Genomic DNA, 14,877 nt, shown 5'->3' on the forward strand with positions numbered 1-14,877 from the left:
GCAGCAATAAGCATAACAGTACATAACGGTATAAGAAATTTGAGAAATTAATTTTACATTATTCAAAAATCTTTCCTAACGAATGCAGGTTATTCTCGGCATTATTTTTCATTTTATCGGTGGTGCTGCTTCAGGCAGTTTTTATGTGCCATATAAAAAGGTAAAGGGCTGGCACTGGGAAAACTATTGGCTCGTCGGGGGCTTGTTTTCATGGCTTATCGTTCCGCCAATTGCAGCCTGGATAACCATTCCTGGCTTTACTGAAATAATCGCGCAAACAGATGCATCTGTTTTTTGGTGGACGTTTTGCTGGGGTATTCTCTGGGGCATCGGTGGTTTAATGTATGGCCTGGGCATGCGTTATTTAGGTATGAGTTTGGGCAATTCGGTATTGCTCGGCTTTACATCTGCATTTGGCGCATTGGTTCCCGCCATCTACTATAATTTTCATCCGCAGGATGGCAAAACAACATTTACCGACCTGCTTACCACTTCATGGGGGCGCATTGTATTGGCGGGTATTATAATATGCCTGCTTGGTATTTTTATTTGTGGCCGGGCCGGGGTATTAAAGGAAAAAGAATTACCCGAAGAAAAAAAGAAAGAAAGCATAAAGGAATTTAATCTTGTAAAAGGATTAATTGTTTGTATTATCTCCGGCATTCTCAGCGCCTGCTTTAATTATGGCATTGAAGCCGGATCGCCAATGGCTGAAGTTGCCAACAATTTATGGAAGGCTGAACATGCGGCTGAAACGACTAATTTTTTATACCGCAACAATGTTATTTACGTAGTACTGCTGTGGGGCGGCTTAACAACCAATTTTGTATGGTGCATTATTTTAAATATACGCAATAAAACATTTGGCGATTATACAAGCCGCAGCTATCCTTTGCTAAGAAATATTATATTCTGTGCGCTGGCCGGTACAACGTGGTTTTTGCAGTTTTTCTTTTACGGAATGGGCGAAAGTAAATTGGGCAATGGCGCCAGTTCATGGATTTTGCACATGGCATTTATAATACTGGTAGCCAACATGTGGGGCTTTGCATTAAAAGAATGGAAGGATGTTTCTTCCAAAACAAAAACAACTATTATTCTTGGCGTTGTTACCATAATAGCATCTGTTGCTTTGGTAGGCGTTGGCAACGCAATGAAGTAATCTAAAAAAGAAACGCAGGAATGGAGCATTGAATGTTCTGCTCTGCGAAGCCTCCGGACTTTGCAGGATTATGCTAAAAGTCTCTGACTTTATTAATAAATTTTAAAGAGATAAATTATTATGGAATCAAAAAAAACAAATGCGCTTAACAACTCTCTTGCAGGAGATGAAGGTTTAAACGCCGGCAGCTTTAAACATGTTTCTTATTTATGGAATGATGAAGAAGCCGCAAAACTTGCAGGAGATGAAGTTGCATTATTGGTATATCGTTCAAACTTATTAGGCGCAGATTTGCGTTTAACCAATTATGGTGGAGGTAATACCTCATGCAAAGCCACGGCAAAAGATCCTTTAACCGGCAAAGATGTTGAAGTAATGTGGGTAAAAGGCAGTGGCGGCGATTTGGGCACCATGAAGCGCAGCGGCCTTGCAGCTTTATATGTGGACAGGTTACGTTCCTTAAAAAATATTTATCGCGGTATTGAGCATGAAGATGAAATGGTGGAACTGTTCAATCACTGCATTTACGACCTTGCTTCAAAAGCGCCGTCTATCGATACGCCCTTGCATGGCTTTCTTCCTTATAAGCATATAGATCATTTACATCCCGATGCAGCCATTGCAATTGCAGCCGCAAAAGATGGTAAAAAAATAACGCAGGAATTATTCAATGGTTCCATTGGCTGGGTTGAATGGCAAAGGCCCGGTTTTGACTTGGGGCTGAAATTAAAAGCCGCTATTGATGAAAACCCCGGCCTGCGTGGTATCATGCTTGGCTCACATGGTTTATTTACCTGGGGCAATACTGCGTATGAAAGCTATGTAAACACATTGGAAGTAATTGAAAAATGCGCCCAATACCTTGAAGATAATTATGGCAAAAAAAGGCCAACATTCGGCGGGCAGAAATTACAATCTTTACCTAAAGAAGAAAGGCTTGCAAAAGCAGCAGCGCTGGCGCCGGTATTAAGGGGTTTCTGTTCATCCAAACAAAATATGATAGGCCATTTTACAGACGATGACCGTGTGCTTGAATACATTAATTCAAATGATCTTGAAAGATTGGCGCCAATGGGCACAAGCTGCCCCGATCACTTCCTGCGCACTAAAATATCGCCGCTGGTTTTAAATATTTCAACAGATGAAGATGTAACGGATGTTACCGCCATAAAAGAAAAACTGGCGCCGCAGTTTGAAGCATACAGAAATATGTATGCTGAATATTATGAAACCTGCAAGCATCCAAACAGCCCGGCCATGCGTGATGCAAACCCGGTTATTATTTTATATCCAGGCGTTGGCATGTTCAGCTTTGCTAAAGACAAACAAACCACAAGGGTTGCTTCAGAATTTTATATCAATGCCATCAATGTAATGAAAGGCGCTGAAGCTGTGAGCGAATACACTTCGCTGCCGCGCCAGGAAGCTTTCAATATTGAATACTGGTTATTGGAAGAAGCAAAACTGCAGCGCATGCCAAAGCCAAAACCATTAAGCGGAAGAATTGCTTTAATAACCGGCAGCGCCGGCGGCATTGGCAAAGCCATCGCTAAAAAGTTTGCAGCAGAAGGCGCATGTGTTGTTATTAATGATATTAACGAAGAGCGCCTGCAGGGCGCAATGGAAGAATTTAAAACGCAGTTTGGAAGAGATACAGCCTCATCAACATTACTGGATGTAACTAACAACGATACCATTGAAAAAGCTTTTACCGATGCAGTGCTTGCTTTTGGCGGCGTTGATATTGTGATAAATAATGCGGGCATCAGCATATCAAAATCCATTACCGATCATTCCATTGCAGATTGGGATAAGCTATATGATATTTTGGTGAAAGGCCAGTTCCTCGTTTCCAAAGCCGGTATTGAAATTATGCGCAAGCAAAATATTGGCGGCGACATCATCAACATCGTTTCAAAAAATTCTGTTGTTGCAGGACCAAACAATGCGGGCTATGGCAGCGCAAAAGCAGCGCAGGCGCACCTTTCACGTTTGCTGGCAGCAGAGCTTGGCAGCGATAAGATTCGTGTAAACACCGTAAATCCGGATGCGGTTATTGCAGACAGCAATATCTGGGCAGGAGGCTGGGCCGAAGGCCGCGCCAAAGCTTATGGTATAACTGTAGAAGAATTGCCGGCTTATTATGCAAAGCGCACATTGCTGAATGAAGCTATTTTACCGGAAGATATTGCCAATGCATGTTTTGTATTTGTTGGCGGGCTGCTTAATAAATCAACAGGCAATGTTTTAAATGTTGATGGCGGCGTGGCGGCGGCGTTTTTGAGATAGTTTGGTGATGATATTTGGATATTGAGATATTATGATATTGGATAATTTGCATTCAAACTGCTGTATGAAAGAAATTATCCGTTTAGAAGATTTGGAAATCTATCAGCTTGCGCTTGAAATTGGAGACTATGTATGGAATATTGTTATACGTTGGGATTATCTTGCCAAAAGAACAATAGGGAGTCAATTTATTGAAGCGGTTGATTCGATAGCAGCTAATATATCTGAAGGTTATGGCAGGTATTTCTTCAAAGACCGCAAGCAATTTTGTTATTATAGCAGAGGCTCTTTAATGGAAACAAAAACGTGGTCTGCAAAAGCGCATAATCGCCAGTTAATTACAAAAGAAGAGTTTGATCTTCTCAGTCAAAAACTTAAAATATTGCATTATAAACTCAATACTTACATTAAAGCATTAAAAGATAATACCGGCAGTTAATATCTCAATATCTAATATCATACTATCTAAATATGAACATCGAACAATATAAGCTCAATGAATACAATCAATCAGCACTGAAAGATCATCAGCGCAAATTTGATTTTATTGCTGCTGATATAAAAAGTATTGAAGCCATCCTGCAAAAACTTATCAATTTTCAGGTGGCCATTCCATCATGGGCATTAGGTACAGGCGGTACGCGCTTTGCAAGGTTTGCCGGCGGCGGCGAGCCACGCAGCCTTGAAGAGAAGATTGAAGATATTGGTTTGCTGCATGCATTAAACAAAAGCAGCGGCGCCATCTCTTTACATATTCCATGGGATATACCGGAAAATGCAGCGCATATAAAAACACTGGCTGCACAGCATGGCCTTAAGTTCGATGCCATGAACTCCAACACTTTCCAGGACCAGCCTGGCCAGCAGCACAGTTATAAATTCGGCTCCATGCAGCATGTAAATAAAGCTATTCGCAAACAGGCTGTTGAACACAATATTGAAGTAATAAAATATGGCGTTGAATTAGGCTCAAAATCGCTCACCGTATGGCTTTCAGACGGTTCATGTTTTCCAGGCCAGTTAAATTTCCGGAAGGCTTTTCAAAACACACTGGAAAGTTTGCAGGAAGTGTATGCAGCTTTGCCTGGTGACTGGAAAATATTTGTGGAATACAAAGCTTTTGAACCCAATTTTTATTCAACAACAGTGGGCGATTGGGGCCAGTCGTTTTTATATGCAAACAAATTAGGCAACAAAGCATATACCCTGGTTGATCTTGGCCATCATTTACCCAATGCCAACATTGAACAGATTGTTGCTTTATTATTAATGGAAGGCAAGCTGGGCGGTTTTCATTTTAACGACAGTAAATATGGCGATGATGATTTAACGGTGGGCAGCATTAAGCCTTATCAGCTCTTTTTAATTTTTAATGAACTGGTTGAAGGCATGGACGCAAAAGGCATGAACCATGCTACAGGCCTTGGCTGGATGATTGATGCAAGCCATAATGTAAAGGACCCGCTGGAAGATTTGCTGCAATCTGTTGAAGCCATTATGATAACATACGCGCAGGCGTTGCTGGTCGACAGAAATAAACTTAATGAAGCGCAAAACAATAATGATGTTGTAACAGCGCAGGAAATTTTACAGCAGGCATTTCGTACCGATGTACGCGCCCTGGTGGCAGAAGCAAGATTGAGAAGCGGCGGCGCATTAAACCCGTTAGCAGTTTATCGCAGTGAAAAAGTAAGGGATAATTTAATTAAGGAAAGAGGCAGCAAAACAGTTGCCACGGGATTATAAACAATAAACTCTTGGAAAGTTTTAAACTTGCCAAAAGTTGTTAGCAATATGAACAATCAGAATGTCATCGCCATATTCGATGTAGGTAAAACCAACAAAAAGCTATTCCTGTTCGATGAACAGTATAACATCGTGCACGAAGAATCAACAAAGCTTAACGAAATAAAGGATGAAGACGGCTTTGAATGCGAAGATGTGCAAACGCTCACGAACTGGATACGTGAAAAGTTTATTGAGGTATCATCCAATAATAAATACAATATACAGGCAATAAATTTTTCAGGCTATGGCGCAAGCTTTGTGCACGTTGATAAAAATGGCAAGCCGGTAACACCGTTGTATAACTACTTAAAGCCTTACCCGCAAAAACTGCAGCAGGAATTTTATGCTGCTTATGGCGGCGAAAGTTTAATTGCAAGGCAAACTGCTTCGCCTGTTTTAGGCCATCTTAATTCAGGCATGCAGTTATATTGGTTAAAACACACAAAGCCCGATGTGTTTGCCGCGATTAAGCATTCGCTTCATCTTCCCCAATACCTGAGCTTTATTATTTCTTCAACGCCGTCATCCGATCTCACCAGCATTGGCTGCCATACCCAATTATGGCATTTCCAAAAAGGCAAATACCACAACTGGGTGTGTAAAGAAGATATAGATATAAAATTTCCGGCAATATTTAAAAGCAATGCGGTTGTGCAAATTGAAAGTGGCTCAAATAATATTGCTGTGGGCGTTGGCCTGCACGATAGTTCTGCAGCCCTTATACCTTATCTCAAATTATTTAAAGAGCCTTTTGTGCTTATTTCTACGGGCACATGGTGCATTAGCTTAAACCCGTTCAATGCATCTATACTTACCGATTATGAATTGCACAATGATTGTTTGTGCTATTTAACGTATGAAGGCAAACCCGTAAAGGCATCGCGGTTATTCGCAGGCTATGAACATGAACAGCAGGTTAAAAAGCTGGCGCAGCATTTTAACACCAGCGAAGATTATTACAAAACAGTTTTGTTTGATAATGATTTAATGCAAAACCTCGACCTGAAAATTGCTACCAAAACCATCAGCAATCAATCTGCAATGGTTCATCGTTCCGCATTTGAAAAGAGGAACCTGCAACATTTTAAAACTTATGAAGAGGCTTACCACCAGCTAATTTCAGATATTATTGCGCAGCAGGTTTTTTCAACAAAACTGGTGCTTACCAATACGCCCGTTAAACAAATATTTGTTGATGGCGGCTTTGGCAACAACGATATATATATGAATTTGCTTGCCGCTGCTTTTCCTAATATTAAAGTATTCGCTGCAAGCATACCACAAGCTTCGGCCCTTGGCGCTGCGCTTGCATTGCACGATCACACGCATGGCGCTTCGCCTGTACCCGATCTCATTCAGCTTAAATATTTTCCGGTTAAAAAAAATTAATACTTGCAAACATTTAAGTTTATGCACCGCAATCTTACAATTGTATTATTCTTTATTTTCCCAATATCGCAGTTATGCGCACAACAATCTTATTCGCCTTTTTTGGAAGAACTCCAAACTGCCGACTGGCTTATTCAACCCGTTAATCAAAAAGCAGGGGTTTATTATACGGCAGATAAGAAAGGGATTATTTTATACAACGGCCTTACAAAAAGAACATTCACATTGGCGCCGGGCTTTGCCTGCATTGATTATAAAAATATGAGCAACGGCCAGCAGCTTTTACGTTCTGTGCAGCCTGAAGCGAAGCTTACTATTGATGACTCAGCATACAATGTTGGCGGCTTGTACGGGCAAACAGAAAATGCTTATCTGCTACCTTCATGGATAAATAGTTTTACAACAAACAATGCAGGTTTTGTTTACAAAAATTTTTCGGTGAGCGATATGCAACCCTTTCTTAACTGGAAGTGCACCACATGGGCATTCAATAAAAAGCAGGCAACAGGTAAAATGCTTACCATTTATTTTGAAGGCAACCGCGAAGCTGTAAAAAACATTACTGTAGAAATTAAGTATGAAATATACGATGGCCTGCCGCTGATAACAAAATCGCTTGTTATTAAAAATAACAGTAACAAAGCTGTAAAGCTTAACCGTGTAATAAACGAGGTGTTAGGTGTTGTGGAAGAAGGCAGCGCCGTTGTGGGCTCTGAAGAAAAAATGGCAAAGCAGCATGGCATTTATATTGAAAGCAATTATGCTTTTAATAATTCCATGAATTATAATGAAAGCGATCAAACCACGCATTGGCAAAAAGATACCACTTACACTTCGCAGGTAAATTATAATTTAACCACACCCTGTTTATTGCAGGTATATGCTGAAAATGCGCCAGGTATTGCATTACAGCCAGGTGAAACGTTTCATTCTATTCGCACCAACGAATTGCTGCTGGATAGTTACGACCGTGAAAGGCGCGGATTAATGGTGCAACAGATGTATAGGACCGTTGCGCCGTGGACAACCCAAAACCCCATCTTCATGCACCTCGTAAGCAAAAACGATGAAGAAGTTTACAATGCGATTGACCAGTGCGCAGCCACTGGTTATGAAGCATTGATATTAAGCTTTGGCAGCCATTGCAAGATGGAAGACACATCGGCTGCCAACATTCAGCACTGGAAAAAAATAGCTGGTTATGCGCATAGCAAAAACATTTTAATTGGCTGTTATTCTTTATTCAGTTCAAGACATATCAGCGATAGCGATGACGTTATCAATCCTGCTACCGGAAAACCCGGCGGCGCCTTTTTTGGCAATGCGCCCTGTTATGGCAGTAAATGGGGATTAACCTATCGCGATAAGATAAAATATTTCTTTGCGCAAACTGATTTCAATATTTGGGAAAATGACGGCCCCTACCCCGGCGATATATGCGCTTCAACAACGCATCCCGGCCATAAGGATAAAGATGACAGCCAATGGCGACAGATGGAAATTCAAAAAGAATTATATCACTGGCTGAATGAAAGGGGCGTGTATATAAATGCACCTGACTGGTATATATTGGATGGAACCAACAAGTTGCCTTTAGGCTACAGGGAAGCAAATTTTTCATTGCCAAGAGATCAGCAAAAAATATTAAACAGGCAAAATATTTTTGATGGCACCTGGGAAAAAACACCATCGATGGGCTGGGGCTTTGTGCCGCTTACAGTTTACCAGGGCGGCGGCGCAGAAGCAGTACTGGAGCCACTTTCAGCGCATTTAAAAGATTATGAACAATTGATGATGCAGTATTACGGCGCCGGCATACAGGCTTGCTACCGCGGGCCAAGATTATATGATAATGATACAACCAAAGCAACTGTAATAAAAGTAATTAACTGGTACAAACAGCATCGCGGTATTTTAAATTCATCTGTTATTCATTTACGCCGCGCCGATGGCCGCGACTGGGATGGCTGGATGCATATAAACCCATCATTAAAAGAAAAAGCGCTGGTAATGTTGTTTAATCCAACAAAGGAAAAGATAACCCGCAACATTAAGCTGCCCTTATATTATGCAGGTTTAAATAACAAAGCATCAATAAGTATTATGGGTGCACCTGCTGTAACAATGCAGCTTGACCGCAGCTATAACATTTCATTGCCTGTAACTTTAAATGCAGGTGAATATAAATGGATAGTGATAGAGCAAAACGGGTTTAATGAAGCGCATACCAACCAGCTTCAGCATGCTGCCGGGCATTAAATAAACGACCTTGTTCCGTAAGCATTATAGGCATCGCGAAATTCCTTTGGCGTGCAGCCTTTCTTCTTCCTGAATATGCGGTTAAAATTGGAGATATTATTAAAGCCGCATTTATAACCCACTTCGGTTATGTTATGCGTTGTATCAATCAGCATGCGGCTGGCCTGGCCTAACCTTATTTCGTTTACCGTATCAATAAAAGTGCGGCCGGTTCTTGCTTTAAAAAAACGGCTGAAAGAAATATCGGTCATGGAAGCAATGCGGGCCGCTTCAGATAAGGTTATGTTTTTAGAGAAATTAAGATTGATATACTCCATTACTTTTTCAATGCGCCGGCTGCCATAAGAAAATGCTTCAAGACTGCTGAATGCGCCATCGGAGAGAATGCGCATGTTACGAGAAGCAGAAAGATCGTGCAGCAGGCTCATCAGTTCAAGCACAGAATCAAAACCCTGCTTCTTTAAAAGCGCAAACAACCTTGGTTCAATGGCTGTAATTGTTTCTTTTGAAAACAATACGCCCCGCAGCGACCGTTCCAGCAGGTTTTTTATAAAATGCATCTGGTTGCGGTTAAGAAATTTTTCATCAAACAGGTCGCGGTGAAACTGAATAGTTATCTCTTTAATCTCTTTGCTTTTGCATTTATGATTAAACCATCCGTGCTGCAAATTAGGGCCAACCAACACCAGCTCAAGATCATCTATAGCTTCAATATGATCACCAATAATGCGTTGTGCATTCCTCGCATTCTGAATAAAATTCAGTTCAAATTCTTCATGATAATGTAAGGGAAAATCAAACTTATCCTTTGTGCGGGAGAAGATAGTAAAACAGTCATTTTTTGTAAGCGGAATAATTTCCCTCAGTAATTCAGCAGCCATTTTAAGTAAATATCGTTAGTTGTATGGGTAAAAAAGTATTAGTACAATGTAATAATAAATAACATATTTTATATCTAAACGTAATCGGTTTATATTTTTAAAAGGCCTATTATAAAAATATGAATAACGGATAAAAAAGTATTGTTATTGAAACAGGTATTGTAAATATTTTTGTTGAAACAACTTGTCGTATGATGAAATTGATAAAACCAGGACTAACCTGTTTTTTTCTGCTTGCCCTTTTCCATATTTCTTTAGCGCAAACCAGAACAATTACAGGGTCTGTTACAGACAGCAGCGGCACCCCGCTGGCGGGGGCAACTGTTTCCGTAAAAAATTCAACAGCTATTGCACTCACCGATCTCAAAGGCGCATTTTCTTTAAGGCTGCCGGCAAATGCCGAAACATTAGTGGTGAGTTATGTGGGTATGATTGCAAGGGAAATTCCTATCGGCAGCAACTCCTCTTTCACCGTTACACTTCAATCCGCTGGCGCGCAGTTAGGCGATGTGGTGGTAGTGGGCTATGGCACAGCCAGAAAAGCCAATCTTACAACTGCACAAACTTCTGTATCGGCAACAGCCATTGAAAAAACAGTAAATACAACGATTGAGCAGGCATTGCAGGGCCGTGCTGCCGGCGTGTATGTTACGCAAAATTCAGGGCAGCCGGGCGGTGGGTTATCGGTAAATATCAGGGGCATAAGTACTTTAAATGGCACTACCCAGCCATTATATGTAATTGATGGCGTACAAATACAGGCCAGTGAAGATGTGTCGTACGGCAATGCCAGTTCTACTAACACACTCGCAGGTTTAAACCCCTCTGATATAGATGATATACAAATATTGGAAGGGCCATCTGCTACAGCTATTTATGGTTCCCGCGGAACAAACGGTGTGATAATAATTACAACAAAGCGTGGCAAAGCAGGTGAATTTAAAATCAATTATGGATATCAATACAACCTTCAAACACCGCCCGACCATCTTTCTGTAATGAACCTGCAGCAATATGCAAGCATGGTTAAACAATATCACAACCTTGCGGGAGGCGAAACCCCTGATGAATTTTTAGACTCTTCTTTATTAGGAGAAGGAACAGACTGGCAAGGCGAGTTATTTAATAATGCCGCTATGAACAAACACCAATTAAACCTGAGTGGCGGAAGCGGTAATACCACTTACTATCTCTCCGGTGAATATTTAAACCAGGATGGTGTGGCAGAAGGTTCTGGTTTTAAAAGATATGGCGTAAGGCTAAACCTTGATAACAAGCCAAGGCCCTGGTTAACTATTGGTACAAATCTTAGTTTCAATCAAACAAACGAAAACCTTGTTACAACCAATTATGGCGATGCCGGCAGCCCGCTTATAGCCAATGCATTAAGGTTAACGCCTCAAATACCGGTAACCAATTTTGATGGCTCCTGGGGAGGCAGCGACCCGGTGAATGGCGCTAACCAGTTTGCACCTATTAACCCCATTGCACTGGCCAACCTCATTACCAATAAAAATATGAAAAGACAGTTTTTGGGAGGCCTGAATATTGGTATAACCATTTTGCCCGGCCTTGTGCTCAGGAGTTCTTTTAACGGCAACATCGGCAATGGCCTTTCTACTTATTATACGCCTACTTATAATATTGACCAGTGGCATATAAATACAATAGCTTCTTTAACTACCGGCACCTACTCAAGCTGGTATTGGAACTGGAACGAACTGATTGAATACAACAAGCAAATAGGCAAACATAATTTAGGCCTGATGATAAGCCACGAAGCGCAGGAGTCTCAATGGAAGGCATTAAGCGCAGGCAGAACAGGCTTTCTCACAAACGATATTTTTGATGTAGAAGCTGGCGATCCGCTCTCGGCCACCAATAGCGGGGGCACTTATCCCTGGTCAATGGAATCTTATTTGGGAAGGTTGAATTATAATTATGATAACCGCTATTTATTAACGGCCACTTACAGAAGAGATGGCTCACCAAATTTTGGCGCTGATAAAAGATGGGGCAGTTTTCCTTCCATATCAGTAGCATGGCGGTTAAGCCAGGAAAAATTCTTTAATATTCCCTGGATGAGTGAAGCCAAACTGAGATATGAAACAGGTTTAACCGGCAACCAGGGCAACACCAGTTCAGGCGTTTACGCCGCTATGGCTACCGGCGCCACACAATGGGGCACAGGTTTTTTGCCATCAACCTTTACCAATCCTGAACTTCAATGGGAAGAAACCAATACCAATAACTTTGGCCTGAACCTGGGCTTTGTAAAAAACAGAATAACAGTTGATGCAAACTATTATACCCGTGATGTAAGCAACATGCTGATGCCTGCCAGCCTGCCCTGGTACATGGGCACCAATAACAGCCCCGGTTCCGTTGGCGCACCCCAGGTTAATGCCGGCTCATTAAAAACAAAAGGCTGGGACATAACTATAAACGCAGCTATAATCGACAATAAAAACTTTAAATGGAATTCCAACTTTAATATCTCACACTATAAGAGCACTATCACTTCCCTGAATTCAGACATGGCCTTCTTCGAAAGATCTTCCTGGTGGATGAATAACTGGACGCAACGTTCTGCCATTGGCTACCAGCCCTGGCTGTTCAGGGGATATATAGCAGACGGCCTCTTTCAATCTGTAGAAGATATTGAAAACAGCCCGGTCCCTGTTGACAATACAGGCGCCAGGATACCAGCCAATCAAAGTACCGGCTTATGGGTAGGCGATGTGAAATATAAAGATATTAACGGTGACGGTATTATAACGGTAGATGATATGACCAATATCGGCAATCCCTGGCCTAAGCTTACCGGCGGTTTTACAAACACTTTTAATTATAAAGGTTTTGAACTAAGCATCCTGATAATAGGAACTTATGGCAATGATGTTTACAATTACATAGTACAGGATGCAAGCAATCCCAACAATATTAACCTGAGCAGGAATTTAATGACAGATGTGATGGGCTATGCTAAGTTAACCGATGATGGCGCCGGCAAGGTAGCTATATCAAATTCTGGAACAAAAATACCAAGAATAACCAGTGGCCAAATAGCTGCCGACAATAACTTCAACAGGATATCAAGCCGGTTTGTGGAAGATGGCTCTTACCTGCGTATAAAAAACATCTCATTATCTTATGATTTTCCTGCACAATGGTTAGGCTATGCCAAAGTGATAAAAGGCCTGCGGGCAACTATAGGCACACAAAACCTGGCTACGTTTACCAAATACAAAGGTTACGATCCTGAAGTAGGCTCTTACGTAGGCACCGGTTCAGCATCAAATAACCAGGCCATTGGTATAGATTTCGGCCGCTACCCGCTAACCAGAATGTATAACGTTGCGGTAAGCGTAAACTTTTAAACTACTGTGAATATGAAAAAGATAACATATATAAATTATTTGGTAATTGTATTGTTAGCTGTTGCAGCTTTATCAGGCTGTAAAAAAGACTTTTTAGAAAAACCGCCTGAAAGTGCAATCGTAGATGTCAACTTCTATCAGAATGATGAACAACTGGCGGCAGCTACATCGCTTTTATACAGCGAAGTTTGGTTCGACTATAACGACAAGGCCATGTATAACCTTGGCGATTTCAGGGGAGGCTCGGCTTTTTCTGCCTGGAATGACAGGGGCAATGTATTATTTAATACAACAGGTGACAATGGTGAGAATGGCGCTTCATGGCGTGCATTTTTTAACGTGGTAGCACAATCCAATCTCGCCATATACAACATTAATCGCTTCGCCGGTGCAGATGTTACTGATAATGCCAAAAAAGTGGCTATTGCAGAAGCAAGGTTTATGCGGGCGCTGGCTTACCGTTTTCTTGTAATGAACTGGGGACCGGTGCCTGTTATTGAAAATAATGTTGAACAACTATTTGATACATCTATTACCAGAAACACTGTTTCTAGTGTATGGCGCTTTATTACCCGCGAAATGCGTGCTGCAGCCGAAGATTTACCAACCGCTTCTTCCCAGGAAGGAAGGCTTACCAAATGGTCTGCTGAAGGAATGCTTGCCCGTTTTTATTTAACCAGGGCTGGTGTAGAAGGCGGCAACGGCACAAGAAAACAGGAGTTTTTAGATAGTGCTAAATATTATGCACAGGACGTAATTCAAAACAGTGGTAAAAAGTTGCTTGATAATTATGAAAGCCTGTTTAAATACCCTTATGATAATAACTCAGAATCCTTGTTTGAGTTGCAATGGGTTTTCTCCGGCCCCAATGCATGGGGCACAGCCAACAGTATGCCTGAATACCTTGCCTACAGCCCGGATATTTCGTTCGGTGGATGGGGCGGCGATAAAGGCGCCACCTGGTGGTTGATTAGCCAGTATGACGGCTTCGCACCACAGGCCGATGGCACTTTAAAAGGAAGAACCTTGGACCAGCGCCTGCATGCCACCTTTATGTTGCCTGGTTTTACCTATCCTGAAATAACAAGCGTGGGTAACAAAGCAGCATTAGTGTTTCCCTTTACCGGTACAGATAATAATTTTCTCTCGGTAAAAAAATATGTAATTGGCTCTCCTGTAGATTTGGCTGGCATAGCATCCCAGCAGCATTATCCAAACGACACTTACATGATGCGCCTGGCTGAATTATATCTTATTTATGCAGAAGCGGTAATAGGCAATAACGGTTCTACCAGCGATCCCACGGCTGTTGAATACTTTAATGCAGTACATACAAGGGCCGGTTTGCCTGAATATGAGGTTGGCGGCGCCAACGGAAGCGGGCCACTTACATTAGATAAAGTCTATTCTGAAAGATTTAAAGAATTTGCAATGGAAGGCATGGCCTGGTACGATTTTGTGAGCCTGCATTACTGGAACCCCCAGAAAGCATTTGATATGCTGAACGCACAGGACAGGGGCCTGTTTTTCGCACAGCCTGATCAAATGCCTAACCCAACTTTATGGACATTCACCAAAACATCCTGGTTTACAGAAAGGCAAATTATTGCCAACGAAGGGAATTTTTTACTGCCTATACCAAATGCAGAATTAAGCCAGGCACCTAATCTTAAAAAAGAACCGGTGGACTATCCATAATTGGTTACCGCAAAAAATTTGAAAAAAGAAA

The 14,877-nt window shown here is 41.6% G+C and carries 9 protein-coding genes; 8 read left to right on the forward strand and 1 reads right to left on the reverse strand.

Annotated elements, in window-relative coordinates:
- Nucleotides 1–82: 82 nt before the first annotated feature.
- The 6 genes from rhaT to BM015_RS07100 all read left to right on the forward strand — a co-directional run bounded on the left by rhaT (nt 83) and on the right by BM015_RS07100 (nt 8,887).
- Nucleotides 83–1,162, forward strand: a complete 1,080-nt coding sequence (gene rhaT, locus BM015_RS07075) for an L-rhamnose/proton symporter RhaT (protein ID WP_090656657.1) — start codon at nt 83–85, stop codon at nt 1,160–1,162.
- 120 nt (nt 1,163–1,282) lie between these two features.
- Nucleotides 1,283–3,451, forward strand: coding sequence for a bifunctional aldolase/short-chain dehydrogenase (locus tag BM015_RS07080; RefSeq protein WP_090656660.1), 2,169 nt, complete (start codon nt 1,283–1,285; stop codon nt 3,449–3,451).
- A gap of 64 nt (nt 3,452–3,515) precedes the next feature.
- Complete coding sequence (locus tag BM015_RS07085; RefSeq protein WP_090656664.1) at nt 3,516–3,890, forward strand: four helix bundle protein; 375 nt, start codon at nt 3,516–3,518, stop codon at nt 3,888–3,890.
- Nucleotides 3,891–3,922: 32 nt separating this feature from the next.
- Nucleotides 3,923–5,197: a sugar isomerase gene (locus tag BM015_RS07090; RefSeq protein WP_090656667.1), complete on the forward strand. Its 1,275-nt coding sequence runs from the start codon at nt 3,923–3,925 to the stop codon at nt 5,195–5,197.
- Between the two features lie 48 nt (nt 5,198–5,245).
- Nucleotides 5,246–6,628 (forward strand): FGGY-family carbohydrate kinase, encoded by a 1,383-nt coding sequence (locus BM015_RS07095; protein ID WP_090656670.1) that lies wholly within the window; start codon nt 5,246–5,248, stop codon nt 6,626–6,628.
- Between the two features lie 3 nt (nt 6,629–6,631).
- Complete coding sequence (locus tag BM015_RS07100) at nt 6,632–8,887, forward strand: alpha-galactosidase (RefSeq protein ID WP_218148452.1); 2,256 nt, start codon at nt 6,632–6,634, stop codon at nt 8,885–8,887.
- Here the strand turns inward: BM015_RS07100 and BM015_RS07105 are convergent.
- On the reverse strand, nt 8,884–9,768 hold the full coding sequence (locus tag BM015_RS07105; protein ID WP_090656673.1) for a helix-turn-helix transcriptional regulator: 885 nt from the start codon (nt 9,766–9,768) through the stop codon (nt 8,884–8,886). The genes BM015_RS07100 and BM015_RS07105 overlap by 4 nt on opposite strands.
- 191 nt (nt 9,769–9,959) lie before the next feature.
- Between BM015_RS07105 and BM015_RS07110 the strand changes: the two genes are divergently transcribed.
- Entirely contained in the window at nt 9,960–13,148 is a 3,189-nt protein-coding gene (locus BM015_RS07110) for a SusC/RagA family TonB-linked outer membrane protein (RefSeq protein ID WP_218148453.1), read from the forward strand.
- A gap of 12 nt (nt 13,149–13,160) precedes the next feature.
- Nucleotides 13,161–14,846 carry a RagB/SusD family nutrient uptake outer membrane protein gene (locus tag BM015_RS07115; RefSeq protein ID WP_090656676.1) on the forward strand — a complete coding sequence of 562 codons (1,686 nt, stop codon included), beginning with the start codon at nt 13,161–13,163 and terminating at the stop codon, nt 14,844–14,846.
- Nucleotides 14,847–14,877 lie beyond the last annotated feature (31 nt).

The organism is Parafilimonas terrae (genome assembly GCF_900115755.1).
Classification (GTDB): domain Bacteria; phylum Bacteroidota; class Bacteroidia; order Chitinophagales; family Chitinophagaceae; genus Parafilimonas; species Parafilimonas terrae.